At 54.1% G+C, this 21,762-nt stretch carries 26 protein-coding genes; 12 read left to right on the top strand and 14 right to left on the bottom strand.

Annotated elements, in window-relative coordinates; genetic code table 11:
- Positions 1-40: 40 nt before the first annotated feature.
- The gene (locus MVC73_RS06820) at positions 41-487 is read left to right on the top strand and encodes a single- stranded DNA-binding family protein (RefSeq protein ID WP_297508863.1); all 447 of its coding nucleotides are present in this window, start codon (positions 41-43) and stop codon (positions 485-487) included.
- Here MVC73_RS06820 and trmY read toward each other — a convergent pair.
- Both trmY and MVC73_RS06810 read right to left on the bottom strand, forming a co-directional pair.
- Positions 471-1,079: a tRNA (pseudouridine(54)-N(1))-methyltransferase TrmY gene (gene trmY / locus MVC73_RS06815; RefSeq protein ID WP_297508740.1), complete on the bottom strand. Its 609-nt coding sequence runs from the start codon at positions 1,077-1,079 to the stop codon at positions 471-473. The two genes, MVC73_RS06820 and trmY, sit on opposite strands and share 17 nt — an antisense overlap.
- 1 nt (position 1,080) lies before the next feature.
- Positions 1,081-1,464 (bottom strand): DUF2095 family protein, encoded by a 384-nt coding sequence (locus MVC73_RS06810; RefSeq protein ID WP_297508737.1) that lies wholly within the window; start codon positions 1,462-1,464, stop codon positions 1,081-1,083.
- Positions 1,465-1,523: 59 nt separating this feature from the next.
- On the opposite strand from MVC73_RS06810, the gene MVC73_RS06805 reads away from it, so the two are divergent.
- From MVC73_RS06805 to MVC73_RS06790, 4 genes are read left to right on the top strand one after another with little or no spacing between them, the layout of a single operon-like run.
- Complete coding sequence (locus MVC73_RS06805) at positions 1,524-1,958, top strand: DUF123 domain-containing protein (protein WP_297508734.1); 435 nt, start codon at positions 1,524-1,526, stop codon at positions 1,956-1,958.
- Positions 1,959-1,962: 4 nt separating this feature from the next.
- Complete coding sequence (locus tag MVC73_RS06800; RefSeq protein ID WP_297508731.1) at positions 1,963-2,166, top strand: antitoxin family protein; 204 nt, start codon at positions 1,963-1,965, stop codon at positions 2,164-2,166.
- Positions 2,135-2,617, top strand: coding sequence for a type II toxin-antitoxin system VapC family toxin (locus tag MVC73_RS06795; RefSeq protein ID WP_297508728.1), 483 nt, complete (start codon positions 2,135-2,137; stop codon positions 2,615-2,617). Before MVC73_RS06800 ends, MVC73_RS06795 begins: the two co-directional genes overlap by 32 nt.
- Positions 2,618-2,621: 4 nt before the next feature.
- A complete protein-coding gene (locus tag MVC73_RS06790; RefSeq protein WP_297508725.1) occupies positions 2,622-3,392 on the top strand; it encodes a geranylgeranylglyceryl/heptaprenylglyceryl phosphate synthase in 771 nt (256 codons plus the stop codon).
- Here the strand turns inward: MVC73_RS06790 and MVC73_RS06785 are convergent.
- Entirely contained in the window at positions 3,379-3,618 is a 240-nt protein-coding gene (locus MVC73_RS06785; protein ID WP_297508861.1) for a hypothetical protein, read from the bottom strand. The two genes, MVC73_RS06790 and MVC73_RS06785, sit on opposite strands and share 14 nt — an antisense overlap.
- 141 nt (positions 3,619-3,759) lie before the next feature.
- Between MVC73_RS06785 and MVC73_RS06780 the strand changes: the two genes are divergently transcribed.
- Entirely contained in the window at positions 3,760-4,599 is an 840-nt protein-coding gene (locus tag MVC73_RS06780; RefSeq protein WP_297508859.1) for a M55 family metallopeptidase, read from the top strand.
- A gap of 94 nt (positions 4,600-4,693) precedes the next feature.
- Here the strand turns inward: MVC73_RS06780 and MVC73_RS06775 are convergent, their stop codons facing one another.
- On the bottom strand, positions 4,694-7,048 hold the full coding sequence (locus MVC73_RS06775; protein ID WP_297508722.1) for a DEAD/DEAH box helicase: 2,355 nt from the start codon (positions 7,046-7,048) through the stop codon (positions 4,694-4,696).
- 49 nt (positions 7,049-7,097) lie between these two features.
- On the opposite strand from MVC73_RS06775, the gene MVC73_RS06770 reads away from it, so the two are divergent.
- Positions 7,098-7,541, top strand: a complete 444-nt coding sequence (locus tag MVC73_RS06770; RefSeq protein ID WP_297508719.1) for a hypothetical protein — start codon at positions 7,098-7,100, stop codon at positions 7,539-7,541.
- A 3-nt stretch (positions 7,542-7,544) separates the two neighbouring features.
- Here MVC73_RS06770 and MVC73_RS06765 read toward each other — a convergent pair whose 3' ends face one another.
- The 6 genes from MVC73_RS06765 to MVC73_RS06740 form a co-directional block, all read right to left on the bottom strand.
- Positions 7,545-8,210 (bottom strand): ScpA family protein, encoded by a 666-nt coding sequence (locus MVC73_RS06765; protein ID WP_297508716.1) that lies wholly within the window; start codon positions 8,208-8,210, stop codon positions 7,545-7,547.
- A 153-nt stretch (positions 8,211-8,363) separates the two neighbouring features.
- A complete protein-coding gene (gene smc / locus MVC73_RS06760; RefSeq protein ID WP_297508713.1) occupies positions 8,364-11,933 on the bottom strand; it encodes a chromosome segregation protein SMC in 3,570 nt (1,189 codons plus the stop codon).
- 44 nt (positions 11,934-11,977) lie between these two features.
- Positions 11,978-12,409: a DUF835 domain-containing protein gene (locus tag MVC73_RS06755; protein ID WP_297508710.1), complete on the bottom strand. Its 432-nt coding sequence runs from the start codon at positions 12,407-12,409 to the stop codon at positions 11,978-11,980.
- A gap of 120 nt (positions 12,410-12,529) precedes the next feature.
- The gene (gene mce / locus MVC73_RS06750; protein ID WP_297508707.1) at positions 12,530-12,928 is read right to left on the bottom strand and encodes a methylmalonyl-CoA epimerase; all 399 of its coding nucleotides are present in this window, start codon (positions 12,926-12,928) and stop codon (positions 12,530-12,532) included.
- A gap of 4 nt (positions 12,929-12,932) precedes the next feature.
- On the bottom strand, positions 12,933-13,904 hold the full coding sequence (gene meaB / locus MVC73_RS06745) for a methylmalonyl Co-A mutase-associated GTPase MeaB (protein ID WP_297508856.1): 972 nt from the start codon (positions 13,902-13,904) through the stop codon (positions 12,933-12,935).
- Positions 13,905-13,942: 38 nt separating this feature from the next.
- Positions 13,943-14,371 (bottom strand): cobalamin B12-binding domain-containing protein, encoded by a 429-nt coding sequence (locus MVC73_RS06740; protein WP_297508853.1) that lies wholly within the window; start codon positions 14,369-14,371, stop codon positions 13,943-13,945.
- A gap of 121 nt (positions 14,372-14,492) precedes the next feature.
- Between MVC73_RS06740 and MVC73_RS06735 the strand changes: the two genes are divergently transcribed.
- The 3 genes from MVC73_RS06735 to MVC73_RS06725 all read left to right on the top strand — a co-directional run bounded on the left by MVC73_RS06735 (position 14,493) and on the right by MVC73_RS06725 (position 16,176).
- Complete coding sequence (locus tag MVC73_RS06735) at positions 14,493-15,146, top strand: PHP domain-containing protein (RefSeq protein ID WP_297508704.1); 654 nt, start codon at positions 14,493-14,495, stop codon at positions 15,144-15,146.
- Between the two features lie 57 nt (positions 15,147-15,203).
- On the top strand, positions 15,204-15,782 hold the full coding sequence (locus MVC73_RS06730) for a hypothetical protein (RefSeq protein ID WP_297508701.1): 579 nt from the start codon (positions 15,204-15,206) through the stop codon (positions 15,780-15,782).
- A 76-nt stretch (positions 15,783-15,858) separates the two neighbouring features.
- Complete coding sequence (locus tag MVC73_RS06725; RefSeq protein ID WP_297508698.1) at positions 15,859-16,176, top strand: hypothetical protein; 318 nt, start codon at positions 15,859-15,861, stop codon at positions 16,174-16,176.
- On the opposite strand, the gene MVC73_RS06720 is transcribed toward MVC73_RS06725, so the two are convergent.
- The 4 genes from MVC73_RS06720 to MVC73_RS06705 all read right to left on the bottom strand — a co-directional run bounded on the left by MVC73_RS06720 (position 16,173) and on the right by MVC73_RS06705 (position 20,409).
- Complete coding sequence (locus MVC73_RS06720; RefSeq protein ID WP_297508850.1) at positions 16,173-16,934, bottom strand: acetate--CoA ligase family protein; 762 nt, start codon at positions 16,932-16,934, stop codon at positions 16,173-16,175. The genes MVC73_RS06725 and MVC73_RS06720 overlap by 4 nt on opposite strands.
- A gap of 11 nt (positions 16,935-16,945) precedes the next feature.
- The gene (locus tag MVC73_RS06715) at positions 16,946-18,361 is read right to left on the bottom strand and encodes a CoA-binding protein (RefSeq protein WP_297508695.1); all 1,416 of its coding nucleotides are present in this window, start codon (positions 18,359-18,361) and stop codon (positions 16,946-16,948) included.
- An 87-nt stretch (positions 18,362-18,448) separates the two neighbouring features.
- A complete protein-coding gene (locus tag MVC73_RS06710) occupies positions 18,449-19,222 on the bottom strand; it encodes a sugar phosphate isomerase/epimerase (RefSeq protein WP_297508692.1) in 774 nt (257 codons plus the stop codon).
- Positions 19,219-20,409 carry a magnesium transporter gene (locus MVC73_RS06705; RefSeq protein WP_297508689.1) on the bottom strand — a complete coding sequence of 397 codons (1,191 nt, stop codon included), beginning with the start codon at positions 20,407-20,409 and terminating at the stop codon, positions 19,219-19,221. Before MVC73_RS06705 ends, MVC73_RS06710 begins: the two co-directional genes overlap by 4 nt.
- Before the next feature lie 134 nt (positions 20,410-20,543).
- On the opposite strand from MVC73_RS06705, the gene MVC73_RS06700 reads away from it, so the two are divergent.
- Entirely contained in the window at positions 20,544-21,149 is a 606-nt protein-coding gene (locus MVC73_RS06700; protein ID WP_297508686.1) for a TrkA C-terminal domain-containing protein, read from the top strand.
- A complete protein-coding gene (locus MVC73_RS06695) occupies positions 21,142-21,720 on the top strand; it encodes a potassium channel family protein (RefSeq protein WP_297508683.1) in 579 nt (192 codons plus the stop codon). Before MVC73_RS06700 ends, MVC73_RS06695 begins: the two co-directional genes overlap by 8 nt.
- The last annotated feature ends 42 nt before the right edge of the window (positions 21,721-21,762 follow it).

The following is a 21,762-nucleotide window of genomic DNA, read 5'->3' as shown; positions in this document are numbered from 1 at the left end:
CATTTATGCACCTTTTGCGAATAAAATTTTGGTGGTGGCCATGAGGCTGAGCACCGGCTACGTCCGGGCAAGTGGCTACGCCTACAAGGTTAGGCGCGTTTTGTTTGCCCTGACGAAGGGGAAGGTCGACCCGAAGGAAGTTGTCAGGGCCGCGGGTGAGCTCAACCAGAAAATCTTTGAGAAGTTCCAGGAGATGGGCGTTGCCAAGGAGGACGTCGTCAGGATAACCGTTGACTTTGATATCTCCGACGGCCAGATAGTCTGGGACTACGACTCCCTAAAGGTTGAGGTCTACAAGAAGTCCGAAGAGGAGAGGCTCGCAAAGGCCATGGAGGAGGTCGAGGAAAGGGAGAGGGAGCTTGAGGAAAAGGTCAGGGCCATTGAGGAGCTCTCACTCAACATCAAGAAGCTGGTCGACGAGCTCATCGAGAGGATTGAGGAGCTCAAGCAGGAGCACACCTCACTGAAGCTCAAGGCCGAGGAGTGAGCGAGTCCAGGAATATGTTGACGAAGGCAACGACGTGCGAGGCAAGGTAGCTCTTCCTTCCCACGCTTATTTTTTCCGCTATCCCCTCAAGAAACCTCTCGTCCTCCTCAGGAAGCCCTTCGTGGTCGCCGAGGACGAAGGCCACGTTCTGAGGGAAGCTCACCTCTTCAATCGGCTTCCCCTTCTCGTGGAGGTAGAAGAGTCCAGACTCCTTCACGGTTCTTCTCACGACGTCCTCGAACGTCATGTTGCTGACGTACAGCCCCGGGAGGACTTCGAGCTCTTTACTCGGCCTCCTGAGGGCCTTAGCGGTTTCAAGGGCCCTCATTATCAGTTTCGCCGTGCTCCTCTCGTCCGGGTTGAGCCTGGCTCTAAGTCTTCCCCCCTCAAACCGTATCGCCTTCGGCGGATTCGGGGGACCGTAGAGAAGCAACCAAACCCTCACGTCCCTTCTGAACCCGTGAGAGAGAAGGAATGCGCTGTTCAAAAACCTGCAGAGCACGTCTATCCTCCCGCTCGTCCCGGGAAGGTCGTCCAAACTGAAGTCCGGCGAAGTATGGGCTTTCGAGGCCTTTATTATGAAGGTTCTCAACTCAGTGCCTCCCGTGCCTCTCGTACCAGCCCCACTCTTTCTTTGGCCCGAAGGCCCTAACGCCCTTCTTAACCAGCGTAATCCTGAGCTCCTTTGCCATCTCGTGGGTTATCTCTCCCCTCTCCTCCATCCAGTTGATTATCTCAAGGGCCTCCTCGTCGGTCTCACAGCGCCTGAGGAAGTCTATCACGGTCGGCTCATAGCCGGAGAAGTCCATCGGCTCGGCCTCGGCTTCCCCCTCTTCCTCGCTGGCACGGTAGGCCTCTATTGGTAGCCCTCCCTCCTCAAGCTCCCTTGAAAGGGCAGGGAAAGTCTTCTCGAACTCCTCCCTATCGTACTCCTGCCAAGCGAACTCATCCACGGGCCGTTTCTTCTTCTCCACCATCCGGCACACCGGGCATAGTAGGGTCAAGGGTTTATAAATGGTAAGCCGGAGGAAGGTTCATGAAGGGCTCTTACTTCCTCGTCATACGTCTCAAAGATGGCCGGACGATAAGGACGAAGGCCAGGGAGTTTCCGCTCAAGGCCGGCTACTACGTCTACGTCGGCTCCGCCATGAACTCCCTTGAAAAGAGAGTTAGAAGGCACTTCTCGAAGGAGAAAAAGCTCCACTGGCACATAGACTACCTCCTGAAGGAGGCGGAGCTTTTGAGGGCCTACCTGATTCCGAGCGGGGAGAGGCTTGAGGAGAAGCTTTCACTTGAAGTTTCCCGCTTTGGAGAGCCGGTTGAGGGCTTCGGAGCCAGCGATATCAAGGCCAGCACAAACCTCTATCGCTTTGAGAAGGAACCGGACTGGATTTTGGTTGAAATCCTTAGGAGACTCGGCCTGGAGTGGAAAAGGGTTAAAAGTGTGGAGGATATAGAAAACCCAAGGTGAGAGAATGGGAACCGTGATCGAGGCAATTTATGACGGGGAATCCTTCAGGCCCCTCAGAAAGGTCAAACTTCCAAAGGGTACCAAGGTGAAAGTCCTCATAGGGGAGACCATATGGGATATGATGAACGAAATTGAGGGCATAGAAGTCAAGGTTAACATAGGGGATGTGTTCGAAGATGTCAGGGGAAGAAAGAGGGTTCGTTATTGACACTAATGTCATTGTGGGAGCGTTCTTCTATGGCTCGGATTACCCTCAGCTTAGAGGGTCAAAGAGCATTCTCTCGAAATGCAGGCTTGTCCTTAAGTTGGTTCGCGGGAAGAATGTAGCTGTACCCCGGGTTGCAGTCGTGGAGTCTATCAGCGTTGTGAAAAGGATAAGTGGCGATAGGGAACTTGCAATAAGGCTTGGAAATGCCATTGAGAACTCCTTTGAAGTCGTTCCAGAAGAAATGTTCTATAAGGTTGCCAAAGACATTGCATCGGATACTTCTCCTTCAGGATTCGACACCTATTTTCTGGCACTTTCAAAAAGCCGGGAGTACCGTTTAGTAACCCGCGACAGGGCACTCTGCACTCATGCCCGTAGAGTAAACGTTGAATGCCTCCTAATAGACGAATCGATTGGTGAGAGTGAGATAAATGCTTTCATGGGGGGGTAAACCCATGCTCGAAATCGGCAAGGTTGAACGCTACATCCACGATAAGCTCAAAAGGGAGAAGCTCCACTTCGTTCTCCTCGATCCTGACGATGTCGAGCCCGAAACTGCCGGAAGGATAGCGGAGATGGGTGAGGAAATCGGCGTCGATGCGATAATGGTCGGCGGTTCGACCGGGGCGGAGGGGGAAGTCCTGGATAGCGTCGTTAAGGCCATCAAGGAGTCCTCATCACTGCCCATAATACTCTTCCCGGGCTCACACGGAGGGATAAGCAAGTATGCCGACGCGATATTCTTCATGAGCCTCCTCAACTCAAGGAACCCCTTCTTCATCACCGGGGCCCAGGCACTCGGTGCCTTCCAGGTTAAGCGCTACGGCATAGAGCCAATCCCCATGGCTTATCTCATAGTCGAGCCGGGGGAAACGGTCGGATGGGTCGGCGATGCAAAGCCAATCCCGAGGCACAAGCCGAAGATTGCAGCTGCCTACGCACTGGCCGGCCAGTACCTCGGCATGAGGCTCGTTTACCTCGAAGCTGGAAGCGGGGCAAGCAAGCCGGTTCCGCCCGAGATGATAGCGCTCGTGAAAAAGGTCATAGACGTTCCCCTCATAGTCGGAGGGGGAATAAGGACCGAGGAGCAGGCGAGAAAGGCCGTTAAAGCCGGTGCCGATATAGTGGTTACAGGGACGGCAATAGAGAAGGCCGGTTCCCTCCAGAAAGCCAGGGAAAAGCTGGAAGAGCTGAACAGAGGGATAAAGAGCGTCAGGCCTCTGTGAAGACCCTGAACGCGATGCCACCGCCCTTGAGGAGCTTCTTAAGCTCAGCGAGGAGAGGGCTCGGGTTCTCTTCTATTACCTCCATCCTGACCTCACTAATACCCCTGCTGTCGGGCGGGAAGAAGTGTATGTCCCTTATCCTGCCCCTTAACCTGGAAAGGATATGCCTCAGAATTCGCCCCCTACTCTCATAGGGGACTCTAATGTCAAGTTCAACAATTTTCATACCTATCACCGTTTTATTCTTTGAAAGAAGTCCTATAAAACCTTTTTCATAAGCGGGAATTATTGCCCTCCGAGCCCGATATTACCGGGGGTTATGAAAAGACTTTTACCTTAGCGTTTCGACGTTCATCTGGTGATTCCCGTGAAGGCGTTCGTTTCCATAGACCTTGAGGGCCTGCCCCACGTTGTGAGCGTTGAGCACCTTCTCCCAAAAGGTGCCCTCTACGGGGAGGCGAGAAAGATAGCCACAAGGGTCGCCAAGGCCGTTGCAGAAGCCCTTCACAAAGAGGGCTTTGAGGAAGTCGTAATAGCCGACAGCCACGGGCCAATGGTGAACGTGTTGCCCGATGAAATGCCGGGCTATGCAAGGCTCGTCAGGGGCTTTCCAAGGCCCCTGAGCATGGTGGCGGGAGCAAAGGGTGCAGACATCGCGGTTTTCCTCGGCTATCACGCCAAAGCTGGCACGGGAAAGGCGACCTTCGACCACACTTACAGCAGTTCGAGCGTGGCAAGCATAGAGGTGAACGGGAAAGCTGTAAGTGAGGCCCTCCTCAACGCGTACCTCCTCGGCGAATGGGGGATACCGGTTATAATGGTCGCCGGAGACAGGAGGCTCATAGAGGACGACTTGAGCGAGTTATCCGGAACCGTTGGGGTTGTCCTGAAGGATAGCTTCTCCCGCTACTCATCGGTCAGTCCAGCCATGGAGACCGTCGAGACCCTCCTGAGAAAAGGGGTTGCAGAGGCCGTCGGGAAGTGGAAAGAAGGCCTGATAAAACCCCTGAGGACAAAGACGCCCGTTGAGGTCAAACTCCGGTTCCTCAGCAGTGCCTTCGCAGATTCCGCGGAGCTATGTCCCCTAGTTGAGAGAATCGACGGAAGGAGCGTTGTCTTCAGAGCGAAAAACGTTGAAGAGGCCTACCGCATGATAGAGCTTCTCATACTGGCCTCCGCAGGCGTCAGTTCAATCCTGAGGAGGTGAGTGTACCCCCAGGGAGCGAAGCGGGATCACTGCTCGCCGTCCGCTCACCCGCCGCGGTTTCCCGGGGGCGTTCTCTATCCCATCTCTACCCCCCTTAAGCTTTGTCCTCCTCGACGTATGGGGCAGTAATCACCTTCCTTATCTCCCTCGCCTTTTTCTCGCCTATTCCCTCAACCTCCTTGAGCTCCTCCTCGGTGGCGGTGAAGACCCTCTCCACGTTGCCGAAGTGCTTTAGGAGTCTTTTCGCCAGAGTTGCCGAGACGTTGGGCAGGCCTTCGACTATCAAACGTTGCCTCTCCGCTAAAGTTAGTGCCTTCTTCTCGCTCCTTAAGCGAACCTCCTTCTTCCTCTCCTCCTGCTCGCGCTTCGCCATCAGGTAGATGAATTGGGCGGTCTCTTCTTTCCCGGAGGAAAACAGGATTGGAACGCCCCAGTCCAGCGTTACGGCCGTTATGGCCCCCCTTATCGCGTTCGGGTGGACATTCCTTATGCCGTAGAGCTCGCCCTCGATGATTATCACCGGCTTCTCGTAGGCTTTCTTTAGCCTCTCAACCTGGTCGAAGAGTCTACCGTCTATGATAGACTGTATGAAGTCGTTGGCGCTCTTTCTCTCTATTCCAACCTCCTCGCTGACTACGTAATCGGCAACGTCGAGCGTTTTAACCTCGATTTCCGCGCCGAGTTCCCTCAAAAGCTTTGGAACGCCGCTCCTTAGCTCGCGCGAGTCAACGTAAACGACGATGCCCTTCGGCTTTCTGACGAATATGGGCTTAATCGGAAGTTCCTCCAGCTTTTCACGGGTTTTCTCAGACTTTTCCTGAGGCTTAAGGGTCTTGCCTTCCTTCTTTTTAGGCCTGAGAAAAGCGTCCAAAGAAGTTATTTTCCCCCTACCCATCTCCGTCCTCTCCACAGGCTTTTCCATTATTTCAGCCCTTTTCGGCTTCGACTTCTCAAGCTCTCTGGCGATTTTCCTTATAGCCTCGAACATTCCCTTCTCCTTTCTCCTTGAGCTCCAGTAGTAGGCCTCATCGCGCGTTCCCTTCGCCATCAGGATCACAACCTTTCCGGGCCTGTGCCTTCCGGTCCTACCGCGCCTCTGGATGCTCCTTATCGCTGAAGGCACGGGCTCGTAGAAAACCACAAGGTCAACCTCGGGAACGTCGAGCCCCTCTTCGCCGACGCTTGTGGCCACGAGAACCTTGAATTTCCCCTTGGAGAACCTGTCGAGTATCTCCTTTTGTTCCCTCTGGCTCATCCCCCGGTCGTTGACCCTGCTGGATTGGCCTATGAAGCGCTCCGCTGAGATCCCCATTCCATTAAGTTCCTCGACTATCTTCCTCCCGGTGTCGCGGTAGTTCGTGAAAACGATTATCTTTGAATCGGGCTTTTTCTCAAGCTGGCCCCTTATGAGCTCCTTCAGCCTCTCCATTTTCGGATGGTCAAGTCCGAGTTCCTTCGCCTGAACGAGGAGGTAAATCACCTTCCTCATGCGGGGATCTTCCATGAGTTCCCTGCTCGACTTGGAGCGGTCCTCGCGGAGCTTTTTTAGATAGGCCCTCAAAGCGGTTAACCCCTGCGTTTCTAGGAGTTCTATAGCATGGTGGAGCTTCATCGCCTTCGCCTGGTGCTTCATAAGGGAACCGAGCGAGTAGTCGCCCCTGGCGACGGCCTGGTTTATCTTTGAGCCCGCCTGTAAAACCTCTCTCTTGGGTATGTCCGGTGAAGCGGAACTGACGAGGCCAGCATTCGCGAGAGGTTTAAGGCTCTCCTTCAGCATCTCTCTGAGGATTAAGCGGACTTCCTTGTAGATTCCGGGGAGGTCAACCCTGACCCACTCAAAGGCTATTTTCTGGACGTAAGGCTTCACATCGGGCGAGCTCTCGGTTCTAACCTCGATGTGCTCTATCCCGAGGTTCTTCACTATCTCCCGTATCTTCTCCTCGTCGCTTCCCGGTGAGGCGGTTAAGCCCAGAACGAGCGGGTGCTTTGCCCTTTTCAGATACTCCCTCGCTATAAAGACGTAGGAGTAGTTGCCCACCGCTCTGTGTGCTTCATCAAAGACGAGCAGGACAACGTCCTCAAGGGAAATCCTGCCGGTTAAGACGTCGTTCTCAACAGTCTGGGGAGTTGCCGTTATTACAACGCTCTCCTCCCAGATTTTCCTCCTTTTCTCGGGAGAAAGCTCGCCGGTCAGAACGTTTATCTTCTCAGGAGGGAGGTTAAAGAGCTTTCTAAAGCTCTCCGCATGCTGAAGAGCTAGGGGTTTGGTAGGAGCGAGCATGAGAACCTTCCCGCCGTATTTTGAGAGCCTGTAATCGGCTATGAGCATCGCTATGAGCGTCTTCCCCAAACCCGTAGGAAGAACGACGAGGCAGTTCCGCTCCTTACACTTCGCGTAGATGACCTCCTGATAAACCCTGGGTTCGATTAAATCCCTGCGGAAATACATATGCATAGGTTCCCGGCGAACTTTATAAACTCTCGGACTAACCCCGGACATGCTCCTGACGAGGCACGCAAGGGAGAGGCTCGCCAAAAGGCTCGCCAAGAGGAGGAAACTGGAGAGAATATACTCGGAGCTCTGGGACTTCATCGACCGCTCCGTGAGGCTTGCCCCCAGGGAAGGCGTTGCTATCTTCACCGATGGGAGAAAGAGCCTCGTCTGCGCCGAACTGCCCTGTGAGAGGCTTTCGAGGGAGAAGATTCTCAAGAGAGTCGAGGGGATAAGGGACTCCTACGAGTGCGTCTTTTTCGATGAAAGGATGGTGAAACTCACGACGCCCAAAAAGTTCCTCGAACTTATTCCAGAGGGAAATTACTGCTTCTACATCAACCGGGAAAAGAAGAGCCTTTACATCGGAACGAGGGCCCCGCTCTTGGCAATAACCCTGAGGCCAGCCAAGAGGAGTGAACGGTCGGCTTTCCGCGAGCGGAGGGGGTAAGCCTCACGCCGGCTGGCCTTCGAGGGGAACAACCAGGATTTCCCCAAAGGGCTCCTCCTGAATGAGGTCGACCTTGCCCATGTTCGCCAGGAATAGCAGGTAGAGGAAGGTTCTGGCAACGTACTTTGGGGTGGGGTCAAAGACAAGGTCCCAGAAGTTTATAGGTTTCCCCGTCTCCTCGTAGAGCTTTCTCACTATCTCGTAGAGCTTGTTGACGTGCTTCTCGATGTCAACGCGGAAGTCATCGACCACAAAGACCTCCTCGTCTATCTCCTCCCTCTTCCTCTTCCGGGGCTTTCTCTTCTCAGCCTCCTCAAGGGCGTCCATAAGGGCCTCCACGAGGTCGTCGAAGGTGTAGTATCGCTCGACCCTTCTCAGGGGCGGTGCGAGTGGCTCAACGTCAACGCGGATGCGCTCCTCCTTCTTCTCTTCTCCCTCCTCGGTATCGGCGTAAAGCAGGGCCTCGCTCTTCATCCTCACGAGTATTGAAGCCGCTAAGATGGCCCTCGCGGAAACGCGGAGGTCGAGCTCCTTCATCTCCCTCAGCCTTTCAAGGTACTTCTCGGTTAGGTCAACTATGTCTATGTTCCAGGGATCAACTTTCCCGAGCTGAACCAGCTGGAGGAGGATGTCAATGGGGGTAATCTCCTCTTCTCGCCGGGATTCCATGGTTCTCACCCTTTGACTCGAACCCATCCTCTCTCAAATCTTTGGAACCTCTTTTTGCCAGCTTAGTTTCTTTATTGAGTGTCCATACGCCATGTTTAACGTGTACTCCGCCGGTGATGGCCATCTCTCAAACTCCTCTTTGTCGAACATTGCTCATCCCTCGCTCAACCTCCCGAACATCTCCCTGTGCTCCTTCTCGTCCTTCCTCCTTATCTCTTCGAGTATCTTTCTCGCCTTCTCAAGGCTCAGCGATACGACTCTGGAGACGCCGTCCCTCATGCTGACGCCGATTATCCTGTCTGCGTTGGCCATCATGACGTCGCGGTGCGTCATTATGATGAACTGGCTCTCCCTGGCGGACTCCCTGATCAGGTCGGCGACGCGCTTGACGTTTGCATCATCGAGGTGGGCATCTATCTCGTCGAGGAGGTAGAAGGGGGCAGGCTTGTAGCGCTGTATCGCGAAGACGAAGGCGAGCGCTATTATCGCCTTCTCACCACCGCTCATGGCTTCGATCCTCTTGACGTCCTTTCCTGCAGGCTTGGCCTCTATCTCAAGGCCACCCGAGAACGGATCCTCGGGGTTTTCGAGGACGAGCTTCGCCTCCCCACCGGGCGAGAGCTTGGCGAAGAGCTGTGAGAAGTTCCTGGCTATCTCGTTCAGCGTCTGGAGGAAAACCTGCTTCTTCTGGCCCTCTATCTCCTCTATGAACTCCTCGATGCTCTCCTTCTCTGCAACCACCTGCTCGCGCTTGCTCTTGAGCTCAAGGTAGCGCCTCTCGACGACCTCAAAATCTTCGATGGCCTTCATGTTGACGGGCTCAAGGGAGCGCATCTCGGCCTCCATCTGCTCAATCTGCTCCCTGAGCGCGTCCAGCTCTAAGGGAACCTCCTTAATTGACCTTATCAGCTTGGCGTCAAAGTGCTTAAGCTCCGCCCTCTTCTCGGCCAGAGTGGCTTCCGCCTGTCCGAGCTTTATCCTCAGTGTGTTGGCCTCGATTCTGAGCTCGTTGAGCCTGTTGGAGAGCTCATCCTTCTCCTTCCTTAGCCCGGCTATCTCCTTCCTCAGCCTCTCGCGCTCGTCACGGAGCTCCTTGAGTTCACCCTTAACGCTCTCCTCGGCCTTCTTCAGCTCCTCAAGCTCGGCATTGAAGCCCTCGATGGCCCTCTCGTTCTCCTCTATGTTGGCCTTCAGGGCGTTTATCCTGTTGATGAGCCCCTCGATTTCTTCCTCAAGGTCGGCCTTCCTCGGGAGGAGCTCCTCGTTTATCCTGCTCTCAAGGCTTTCGAGCTTGCTCTCCACCCTGCTGAGCTCTTCCTTGAGCTTGGATATCTCCCTCTCGACTTCCCTTATCCTCTCGTTCAGCTCCCTGGCCTCGGGGTTGTCGAGGGCCTTCCTGAGCTTCTCCCTCTTTCTTTCAAGCCTCTCAATCCTTCCCTTCAGCTTCGCCATCTCTCCCCTGGCCTTCTCGGTCATCTCCTGGAGTTTAGCTATTAGTTCTTCCTTCTCCTCGATTTCCTCTGCCAGGGCTCTGTCCTCGGCAAGTAGCCTATCAAGCTCCTTCTGGAGAACCTGAACGTCCTTATTGAGCTCGCTCTTCTTCATCCTCAGCTCGAAGAGGGTGTTCTCAATACCCTTGAGCTCTGCCCTGAGGGAGTTTACCTCGGCCTCAACGGCCTCTTTCCCTCTCTCCAGGTTTTCGACGCGCTTCTTTATCTCCTCGACGTTGAGGCCGAGTCTCCCGCGTGGCCTGTAATGACCCCCTGTTATCGCACCGCTCCTCTCAAGGAGCTCACCGCCAAGGGTCACCATCCTGACCTTTCCTATCCCGACGCTCCTCGCTTCATCCATGTCGTTCACTATCAGCGTGTCCCCGAGGGCGTAGGCAACGGCGTTCTTAAAGCGGGGGTCGTAGCTCACAACATCAAGGGCCGGAACGCCGAGGGAGGGCTTCACCTTCATTGACCTCGGCTTTATCTTGTTGAGGGGGAGGAATGTAAGCCTGCCGAGCTTCTTCTCCTTGAGGAGTTTTATGGCCCTCTCCGCAACGCGGTCGTCCTCGACAACAACGTTGTCGTAGTTGCCCCCAAGGGCCACCTCGACGGCGAGGGCGTATTTTTCGTCAGATACCCTTATGAGCTCCCCCAGAGTCCCGTAGAGACCGGGGATGTTTTCCCTCTTGAGGAACTCGACGGCCCTGTTGCCCCTTACCTCCTTCTGGGCCTCGGCCTTTATCAGCTCCTCCTTGGCCTTAGCGAGCTCTGGCTCTATCTTCTTGAGCCTTCTAACTTTCTCCTCAAGCTCCTTCTCGGCCTTCCTGAGCCTCGCCTCGGCCTTCGATATTTTAGCCTCCACCTCGGAGAGTTCGGACCTTTTGGCTTCAAGTCCCCTCTTCGTCTCCTCTATGCCTGCCTTCAGAGAGTTCCTCCTGAGGTTGGCCTGCACTATTCTGGCCTTCGCCCTCTCGATTTCCTCGCCGTATTTCGCGATTTCCCCTTCCTTCATGTAGAGCTCCTTCTTTGCATTCTCAAGCTCTTCAACGACCCTGTCGAACTCTTCCCTTGCTATGGAGTACTTCCTGTCGATTTCACCCAGCTTGATGACGAGCTCGTTCCTGCTAGCTTCGAGGGTCTTTATCTCCGCCAGGAGCTTCTCGCGCCTCTTGCTCCAGCGCTTTATGGCGCTCCTGCTCTTCTCGATTTCATCCGAAACCTTCTTCAGTTCCTCCTTGGCCTTCGAGAGCCTCTTCTGGCTATCCTTTATCTCCCTCTCGGCGTTCTCGATGTTCCTTCTCGCGAGCTCTATCTTGGACTTGACCTCGCTTATCTTCCTCGTGACCTCAAGGATTCCATCCTCGCTCTTCTCCTCAAGCTCCCTCTCGACCTCGGCAAGCCTCTTCTCCCTCTCAACGATTGCCCTTGCTATCTCCCTCAGCTTCGCCTCAAGGGCACCGATTTCGGCCTCAAGCCCCTCGCTCCTCGCTTTTCCCTCCTCAATAAAGCGCTCCAGCCTCTTTATCTCCCCGAGGAGGAGGGTAACCCTGGCCTTCTCCACGCGCTCCTTCAGGTCGAGGTACCTCAAGGCATCGTTGCGCTCCCTTTCGAGCTTGTCCAGCTGGGCCTTTACCTCCCTTATGAGGAGGTCAACCCTGGCGAGGTTCTCCTCCGCCTGCTTGAGCTCCTTCAACGCCTTCTCCTTCTTGGCGTCGTACTCGGCTATACCGGATATCTCGTCTATGATGAGCCTCCTCTCCGTTGGGGACATCTTGATGAACTTGGTTATGTCCCCCTGAAGAACTATGTTGTAGCCGTCCGGGGAAATCATCGCGGCGCTCAGGATGTCGATTATCTCGCTTCTGCTCGTCCTCTTCCCGTTGAGCCAGTAGGTGCTCCTCCCGTCGGGATAAACCCTGCGCTTTATCACTACCTCATCCTCGTCTATCGGAAAGCCCCTGTCCTCGTTGTTGAAGTACATCGCAACCTCGGCGTACTTTGCTGGAGGCTCGCTCTTTGAGCCCGCGAAGATAAGGTCGCTTATCCTGCTGGCTCGCATGGCCTTCGCTGAGAGCCCTCCAAGGACGAAGAGAACAGCATCACCGATGTTGCTCTTACCAGAACCGTTGGCACCGATGATGGCGGTAAAACCCCTGGCGAGTGGCACGACAACTTTCCTGTTGCCGTATGATTTGAAACCCTTCATCTCAATCTTTTCAATGTAAGGCATGACTCACACCTAAAGGGAGAAAAGGGACACTCAATATATAAACCTCACTCAACTATCCTCCTCAGGAGGTTCCTTATCTTCTCGTCTATGGCCTCGCTGACTACAATGTAGATGTTGGAGTTCGTCAGTATTGCCATGTCCCTTAGCTTCCCAACGAATCGAAGGGTGGTCTCTGGCCCGTTTTCAAGGAGAAGGTATTCAAGACCGTCCAGAACAACCACCGCGTTCTCCCTATTGAGTTCGTCCCACACCTTCTGCTCGATAACATGAAGCTTCCGAGGGTTAATGGCCTTCGGGTGCTCAATGCTGCTTATCCAGAGAAGAGATACGTTTTTTCCGGGCTTTTCATCGGGATTTCGGGTAATGAACACAATTTTCCTTCTCCCATTGTTCTTAAGGAGCTTTGAAACGCGCTCCGGTGAAATAAATCGGGAGTATTTCTCGGGGGTTCTCCTCCCCCTCAGCAACATCAACATCACTCCCCATCCTCGTGTTAGGACGTAGGAATTGGATTCTCACGGTTTATAAGTATTTCCCCTTCAACAGAACATTTGGGAAAATAATTCAATAACAAAAGCCAAAATGGTAGAAAATGTTCATTCCCTCTGGCAAAGCTCTAGGAGAACACCGGTTACAGCCTTCGGGTGCACAAAGGCTATCTTCGCTCCCCCAGCGCCGATCCTCGGCTTCTCGTCTATGAGGCGGTAGCCCTTCTCCTTCAGCTCTTTGAGGTGCTCCTCTATGTTGTCAACGCCGAGGGCTATGTGGTGTATCCCCTCACCGCGCTTGGCTATGAACTTCGCTATCGGTGAGTCCTCCGCCGTTGGCTCCAAAAGCTCTATCCTGCTCTCCCCGATGTGGATTATTGCGGTTCTAACCTTCTGGTCTGGAACCTCTTCAATCTCATCGACCTTGAGGCCGAGGCCTTCCCATACCTTTATGGCCTCCTCAAGGTTCTTAACGGCTATACCAACGTGGTCTATCTTCTTGAACATACAATCACCTCCAGAGATCCTCCTTAAGTTTCTCCATTACGATTTGAGAGGCCGAATACGGGTCGAGCTTCCTCTCCACGACCTCCTCAATAAGCTCTTTAGCTTCTCCTTCCGCGAGCCTCTCTTCGACCTTCCTCGCTATCGACGAGGCTATTATTGTTTTTACCTCCTCCCGGGCACGGAAGGCCCTGCGCTCTCTCAACCTTCCACTTGACTCCATGTATTCCCTGTGCCCCTTTATGGCTTCCCATAGGGGCTTAACCCCCTTGAGTGTGAAGGCGGTGGTTTCGACTATCGGCGGCTCCCAGCCGAGCTCCTTCCACTTGTCCTTCTCGAACTCAAGGGCCATCTTGAGCTCAAGATAGACCATCTCAACGCCTTCCCTGTCGGCCTTGTTGATGGCGAAGATGTCGGCCACTTCCATGAGGCCGGCCTTTATCGCCTGAACCTCGTCGCCAAGACCGGGGACGGTTACGAGGACAACTGTGTCGGCAGTCTTGACAATATCCACCTCTATCTGGCCGACTCCAACGGTCTCGACAAAAATCAGATCGTAGCCGGATGCATCAAGAACCTTTATCGCGTCGTTGGTGGCCTTCGCTAAGCCCCCGAGGGCACCGCGGGTTGCCATGCTCCTTATGAAAACCCCCGGATCCGTTGAGTGCCTCTGCATCCTCAGCCTATCTCCGAGTAAGGCTCCGCCTGTGAAGGGTGAGGTGGGGTCAACTGCTATGACGCCGACCTTATGTCCATCATCCCTAGCCAATTTTATGAGCTTGTCGAGGAGGGTTGACTTTCCAGAGCCGGGAGGACCGGTTATGCCAACGACGTATGCCTTTCCCGTGAGGGGGTATATCCTCTTCACTACTTCCTTGGCCTTTTCCTCGTCGTTTTCAACGAGCGTTATGAGCCTCGCTATGGCCTTCTTGTCGCCTTTGAGTGCAAGGTCAATTAAGCCCTCCAGTTCTTCGGCCATAGGCATCACTGGAGAAATTATCCAGAGGGGATATAAAGTTAAGCCCTGAACCTCTTGAGGTTCTCGACGGCCTTATCAACGGCCTCTATTATGGTTTTCAGCGGTGTTCCGGGGCCGAAGACCTCGAAGACTCCCATCTTTTTGAGCTCCTCGGCGTCATCGGGCGGGATTATCCCGCCGGCGAAGACGGCTACGTCCTCCCCGGGCTTTAGCCCTTTCTCCTCTAAAAGCCTGAGTATCTTCGGAATGAGAACCATGTGCGCTCCGGAGAGGATGCTTATTCCAAGAACTGCAGCATCTTCTTGGATGACAGTCTCGACTATCTGCTCCGGGGTCTGCCTTATCCCGGTGTATATGACCTCGTAACCTGCCTCCTTAAGGGCCCTCGCAACGACCTTCGCTCCCCTGTCATGGCCATCCAATCCTGGCTTCGCTATAACAACGCGGACTTTTGAGCGGTCTACCATGAGCACCACCGCAGGGGATTGGGCGGGATAATATTTAAACCTTTGTCAAAATTCAAGGTTTGGCTTTACGTTGGATATTTTGTCCAGAAGCGTTTTAAACGCACACAGCTAAGAGGGAAACATGCTGGAGTTTCCGCACGATGCCCATACCCACACGGCTTACTCCGACGGCCTCGGCTCCGTCTACGACAACATAGCAGTAGCAGAGCGGAAGGGCCTGAGGGTTCTCGGCATAACCGACCACAGTCACTACCTCCTCGGCAGGGGACTCAACCGCTACGTGAGAGAAATAAAACGATGGGGCAGTGAGGCCGAGCTCACGGTGCTTGCGGGTGTCGAGGCGAACATAACCCGGGACGGAATAGACGTTCCCCACTGGGCTGTTGAGGGGCTTGACTACCTCATAGCGAGCGTCCACGAGTGGGTGGAAACCCCTGAGGAATACCTGACCCTCGTGAAAAGAGCCCTCGAAGACGAAGTGGACGTCATAGGACACTTCGGGGCCAGCTTCAACTACATAGGCTATCCCGCGGAGGAAGAGCTCGGGGAGATACTGGAGCTTGCAGAGGCCAAAGGAGTTGCCTTCGAGATAAGCTCCCGCTACCGCGTTCCCGAATTAGACTTCGTGAGGGAGTGCATAAAGCGTGGAATTAAGCTGACCTTCGCGAGCGACGCCCACTTTCCAGAGGCCGTTGGGAGCGTCTCGTGGAGCGAGAGGGTCTTCAAGAAGGCCGGGGGAAGAAGGGAAGACCTCCTGTTCGGGGAGTTCCTCTAGGCACTTCAACCTATGGTTTAGGAAAGGGCCTTAAAGGGAGAGCCCAACCATCGAGCGATGAAGGCCGTCGCACTGATGAGCTCAGGCATAGACTCGCCCGTTGCCATCTACCTCATGCTCCAGAAGGGCCTCCACGTTATTCCAGTGCACTTCAGGCAGGACGAAGTTAAGGAGAAGAAGGTCTTCGAGCTCTGGGAAATCCTGAGGAAATATGGCGAAATTGAGAAACCGGTCGTTGTGGACTTCTCCGAGGAGCACGTGCCCGCCTTCGAGAGGTTGAGGGAGCTTAAAAAAGAGCGGTGGACGTGCTTGGTCTGCAAGTGGCTGATGCTCAGGAGGGCCTGCAGGGAGGCCAAATCCCGGGGTGCACGGGCGATCATAACCGGGGATTCCCTCGGTCAGGTGGCAAGCCAGACCCTAGATAACCTGGCACTCATCAGCACCGCCAGCGATTTGCCGGTTCTCAGGCCCCTTATAGGGCTGGACAAGGAGGAGGTCGTCTCGATTGCAAGAGTCATAGGGACGTTTGATGCCAGCTCCCGTCCCGAGAAGCCCTGTCCCTTCGTCCCGAGGCATCCGGTAATAAGGGGCTCACCCCGGGAGTTCGAGAGACTGTTGAAACTGCTCGGCATATGAGCTAAAAATCCCTCAACCTTTGAAAAACAGCGATGGATTTAAATACACCGGAACTCTGGAGCGGTACGTGATGTGAATGAGGCCCCTCCAGCTCTCAACTTACCTCCTCGTCCTCTACGGCTTCCTCCTCCTGGGCGAGGCCTATTATTCCTCTTCAACGGTTTACCTGGCCTTTGCCCTCTTTACCCTCCTCCTAGCTTACTTTGTCGGGCGGAAGAACAGGACGGCCGTTAAGGTTGCCCTGATCTACGCAGGCATAACACTCTTCGTCTCGATACTCTCGCTCATGTACGGGAAGCTGGGAATGGCCCTCGATGCCGTGATAAGCTTCTTCATAGTCCACGACATCCTGAGTTACATCGAGATGGTTTACAAAGAGGAAAAAGAGAACTAAGCGCACCTCTCCCTGTATTCTGCGCTTATCTCGGGCTCTTTCTTCTCCGGAACCTTGAGGATAATCCTCGCGTCCACAACGACGGCTCCTTTACCTTTCTCATAGACGAAGACCGGGTTGAGGTCCATCTCCTTTATGTAGTCCCTGAGGTCGTCGACGAGCTCGCTAACTTTGAGGAGCATCTCGACTATTGCCTCTATGTCGGCCGGCTCTTCACCGCGCGCTCCAGCAAGAATCGGGTAGCCCTTGATCTCGGTTATCATCTTCCTCGCGTCGCGCTCGGTTATCGGGATTATCCTGAACGTCACGTCCTTCAGAACCTCGACGAAGATTCCGCCGAGACCGAACATTATTGCGTGGCCGAACTGCGGGTCCTCGGTTACGCCTATGATGACCTCCCTGCCGGGTCTCAGCATTGGGGCAATCAAGACGCCGAGGATTTCCGCATCGGGCCTGTATTTGCGCGCGTTCTCGTGTATCTCCTCCCACTTCTGCCTGAGCTCCTCGGGGGTTTTTATGTTGAGCATGACCACTCTAGCGTCGCTCTTGTGGAGAATCTGCGGTGACATGAGCTTCATGGCAACGGGATAACCTATCTCCTCGGCGTATTTCAAAGCCTCATCGAGGGTCTTTGCGAGCTTTTCGTTCGGGACGGGAAGGCCGTAAGCCTTCAAAACCTGCTTTGCCTCGTACTCAACCATCGCCGTCCGGCCTTCATTAAGGACGGACTCGATAACCCTAAGGGCTTCCTCCTTCATAACCATCACCTTCACTCCTTCTTCAGGTATTGGGCGTACCTTACGAGACCGGCCAGAGCTCTGACGCCCCTTTCAGGGGTTGGATAGACCGGAACTCCCCGCTCTTCAAGCATTCTCGCGTAGCGGTCCGTCTTCCTTCCACCCATAGCGACGGCAACTATGGGCTTGTCGCTCTTCCTCTGGTAGTCAGCCAGTATCTCTATGGCCTTCTCGTCCTCAAGGAGTGGCACCTGGAAGAGGACTATAACGAGTATCGCGTCCACGTTCGGGTCCTTTGTAAATGCCTCAAGGGCAAGCCTGTACCTCTCGGCGTCGGTGTCGCCAACTACGTCGGTCGGGTTGCCGACAACGGCATGTGGCGGGAACCTCTCCTTGAGGAACTTTATCGTCTCCTCGCTCAGCTCCGCCATCCTGAGGCCGAATTTGGCAACTGCATCGCTGGCCATGACTCCAGCTCCACCGCCGTCGGTGATGATGCCTATCCTATCGCCCTTCGGGAGCTTGTGTTTGAGTGATGCAAAGGCCTTCGCCAAGTCGAACATGTGCTCAAAGTCTTCAGCCCTTATTATCCCCGTCTGCTTGAAGACCGCATCGTAAATGACATCCGCTCCGGCCAGAGAACCCGTGTGGCTTGATGCGGCCTTCGCTCCATACTCGGTTCTTCCGCTCTTCAGAGCGATGACCGGCTTGACCTTCGTTATCCTCTTCGCGCTTTCCATGAACTTCCTTCCGTCCTTGACGCCCTCGATGTAGAAGGTAACGACGTTTATCTCGTCGTCGTGGATGAAGTAGTCCATCAAATCGGCGTCATCAACATCTATCTTGTTGCCGTAGCTGACCATCTTGCCTATTCCTATCTCCGCCATAGCAGCCCAGTCGAGCATCGCAGCTGCAAAAGCCCCGCTCTGGCTGACGAAGGCTATTGGCCCGCTCTTCGGCCTGTCCATCTTCTCCTCGGGCAGGAAGACGGTGTCAACGCCTGTGTCAGGTACGTAAACGCCAACACAGTTCGGGCCGATAACACGTATCCCGTTGGCCTTAGCTATCTCGTAGATTTCGCGCTCAAGCCTCTTACCTTCCTCTCCGAGCTCACCGAAGCCACCGGTGATGATTATGACGGCCTTTATCCCCTTCTCCGCTATGTCCCTCATGGTCTGGGGCACGAATGGAGCTGGAATCGCTATCACCGCGAGGTCGGTATCGTCGGGAAGCTCCTTAACGCTGTGGTAAACCTTGTAGCCCTCGATCTCATCCAGCTTGGGGTTCACGGGGTAGATGTTGCCCTTGAAAACACCGTTCTCCTTGTTCCTCTTGAAGTTCTCAAAGATAACGTTCCCGACTTTGCCCTTTTTGTTGGTCGCGCCGATGATAGCGACGGCCTTTGGCTCGAAGAAGGGCTTCAGTTCTTCAACGATTTTCTCGGTCATGCTCCTCCCTCCAGAAGATTCACCGTTTCCAGTTCGGTGGGAATGTATAAAAGGGTTGCGTTTTGTAAAGATGAGCTCCAATGAACTTTAAAGCCCACCAATGTCCCTGAGATAGCCCAGACTCCTCTCCGCGTCCTCAAGGCTGGAAACTTCAAGAACCCGCGGGACCCCCGGGAGCTTCGGCAGGACTTCCCTCCAGGGGATTATCCCATCTCCAACGGCCAGGTGCTCGTCGGCTTTGCCTGAGTTGTCGTGGAGGTGGATGTGGACTATTCGCCCTTTAAAAATCCTCAGGAAGCCCTCAAAGTCCCTCGTGGTGGTGTTCAGGTGGCCGAGATCAAAGGTAACGCCCAGTTCAATTCCCTCAAGGAGCTCGGCGAGCCTTTCCGGGGTCTGAGCGTCCAGTATGGGAAAGCTGGGCATGTTCTCAACCCCAACGGTGACCCCGTATTCCCGCGAAAGCTCCCCAAGCCTTGAAAGCGACTGCCTGTGAACCCAGTTGTAGTCGTCCCTGTATTTTCTGCTCGCTGGGGAGCAGTGGCCGGGATGAACCGTAACGCTCAGGGCGTTAAGGAGGGAAGAGACCTCAAGGGCCTCCTCAAGAACCTCCAGAGAAGCCTCTCTGATTCGAGAATTTAAGGAGCCTATGTTCACGTCGCTGAAGGGCGCGTGAACCGTTACAGCTAAGGAGTAGCTCTCAATCAGTTCGGAATAGCTCTTCCAGTTGGTTCGGGTGAGGAAGTTGGGCCACTCGCTCACGAGCTCAACGGCGTCAAAGCCAAGTTCCTTAACCGCTCTGAGCCACTCCTCGAAGGCCCTAACGTTCCTTCCCGGGTAAGCCGTGGTCGAGAGGCCTATCATGCTCCCACCATCATCTTTGCCAACAGGACAACAAAGAGGGTTCCCATAACGTCAGATATTGTTGTAACAGTCGGGATGGCAACGTTGTCGGGGTCTATGTTGAAGCGGTGGGAAAGGTAGGCGATGAAGACTCCAATTCCAATATTTGCAACGACGAGCAAGGGGTAACCAAGAATAAAGGGCCATATCAGTGCGGCGTGGTAGCCTATCAGGTTCGTGACGTGGATGGCTATGTAGTTGGTCAGGAAGCCGATTATCGGCGTCAGCAAGAGGAGGGCCAAAACGTCAAGGTAAAACCCCCTGTTCATTAGCGCGCTCTTTCCGGAGAGGTTCAGCCTCGTTGAAGTAGTTGCCGCGGCTATGGATGCGAAGTTACCAACGCTGTCGAGTATTGAGGGATACATGACGCTGAGGATTATGGCCTTGGAGATAACGTCGCTGTAAGACTCGAGTGTGGAACCTGAGAATATCTCGATGAGGGCCAGGATCGTCAGGACACCCGAGACCTCCTTGAATGCCTTCACGTGCTCCTTCTTGTAGTCGGAGAGGAATATTAGCAGGAGGAAGAGGACTATCATGAAGGCCGTGAATGCGTAGAAGGCCGTTTTGTGGTCTTCATAGAAGAATATGAGATAAACGAGCGTCGGGATGGTTATGACGTCAGCCACGGAAGTTATCAGGGGTGCTGCTATCATGTCCGGATCGGTACCCCAGCGGTAGGGGAATATCGTGATGAAAGCGGTTGAATAGCCAAGGAGCAGACCAATGACTATGGCTGAAGCTATGACAATGAGGAGGACAATGAAGGCCGAGTGCGAAAAGCCGAGCTTTATTGCACCGGCCACCCAGAGAACGATGAGAGGTATCTTAGAACTCCCAATGGCCATCGATACGTTTGTAGTGACCTCCTTATCGAGTATCCCTTTGATTTTACCGAGGTGAAGGGCGGTTGTCATTCTCGAAGCCATCGCACCGAAAACATTGCCCCTCAAATCGCTAAGACCGGGAAGGATGACTAGGAGAAGCGGATACGAAGTGGCTATTATCTTGAAATTCTTGCCCAAAACACCCCCACCAACGAAATCAAGGGCTAAACAGAGCAATAACGCTGGGAACGTTACCAAAAACGTCTGTTTCAACCTCTCCCGCCATCCGTGGGTTCCAACGGTTACTTCCACCGGGAGCATCGTCTTCCACCCCCATTCCTCCCACCTCCGGGCCATTTAGCGGAGCAGTTTTATAAAAGTTGTCATTTACACTCAACTGAGCGGCGAAAAGTAAATAAGCCGGGGCAGAGATTCAAAACGGGGGAGGGACTTCGATGGAAGAATGGGACGAGGTTGAGGTTCCCGACAATGTAAAGGACATCTTCGTCGAGATGAAGAACACGGCTGAGCTCATGGTTGATCTTGCTTACTCGGCTGTTCTCTTCAGGGAAAAGGAGATGGCCGAAGAGGTTCTTGAGCTTGAGGAATACCTCGACATCCTCAATTACAACCTGATGGTTAGGGCAGTTCTCTCTGCAAGAAACCTCAAGGACGCGGAGAGAATAACGTCAATCCTCCAGATGGGTCGCTCGATAGACGATATATCCAACGCGGCAGCGGATCTCGCGAAGATGGTTCTCGAAGAGAAGCTCCATCCCCTCGTCACTGAGGTTATCCTTGAGAGTGAGGAGACGATAGGGAAAGCCGTCGTTTCCCCCGATTCCGAACTCGTCGGGAAGAGCCTTGAGGAGCTTGATCTGCCGACTAACACCGGGGCATGGGTGATTGCAATAAGAAGGGGAAAGAGGTGGATTTTTGACCCCGACGAGGACACAAAGATATTCCCGAACGACACCCTCATAGCAAGGGGCACCCGAACGGCCCTTGAGAGGCTTAAGGAGATAGCCCGCGGTGTTCTGAAGGTGGTGTCCCATGGATGAATTCGAGGAGATTAGGAACTGCCTCATAGAGATGAAGGACCTCTCGGCCCTCATGATAGACTTGGCCTTCTCCTCCGTCATGTACAACAGCGAGGACATAGCCGAGGAGGTCTATATCCTTGAGGAGAGAATAGACGACCTAACCCTCAAAGTCAAAAAGCTAGCCCTCCGGGCAGCTAAGAAAGAGGACGATCCAGAGAGCCTGCTCAGTATAATAGACCTCGCCGACATAAACGAGCGCATAAGCGACGCAGCTTACGGTATAGCGGACATAGTCCTGAGGGACATAGAGCCACACCCTATCATCATGGAAATAATGGAGGACACCGAAGAGGAACTCGGAAGGGTAACTGTCAGGCCCAACTCGGTTCTCATCGGCAAGAGCCTTGAACAGCTCAAGCTCCCGAGTAAGATAGGGACGAGGATAATAGCCATAAAGCGCGGTGACCGCTACATCTACGACCCGGGGAAGAAGGACACAATCGAAGAGGGGGACGTCCTCATAGCGGTTGGCTCCGACCTCGACAAGCTGAGAAAGCTAGCCGGGGAAGAAGTAGAGGAGGAAGAATGATTCTTGGTTATCCTCTTCTTCTAGCGTCTTCATGGGTCGGCT

The organism is Thermococcus sp. (assembly GCF_027052235.1).
Taxonomy (GTDB): Archaea; Methanobacteriota_B; Thermococci; order Thermococcales; family Thermococcaceae; genus Thermococcus.
The sequence above is the reverse complement of the archived record's forward strand: the minus strand, read 5'-3'. Positions and strand labels throughout refer to the sequence as shown.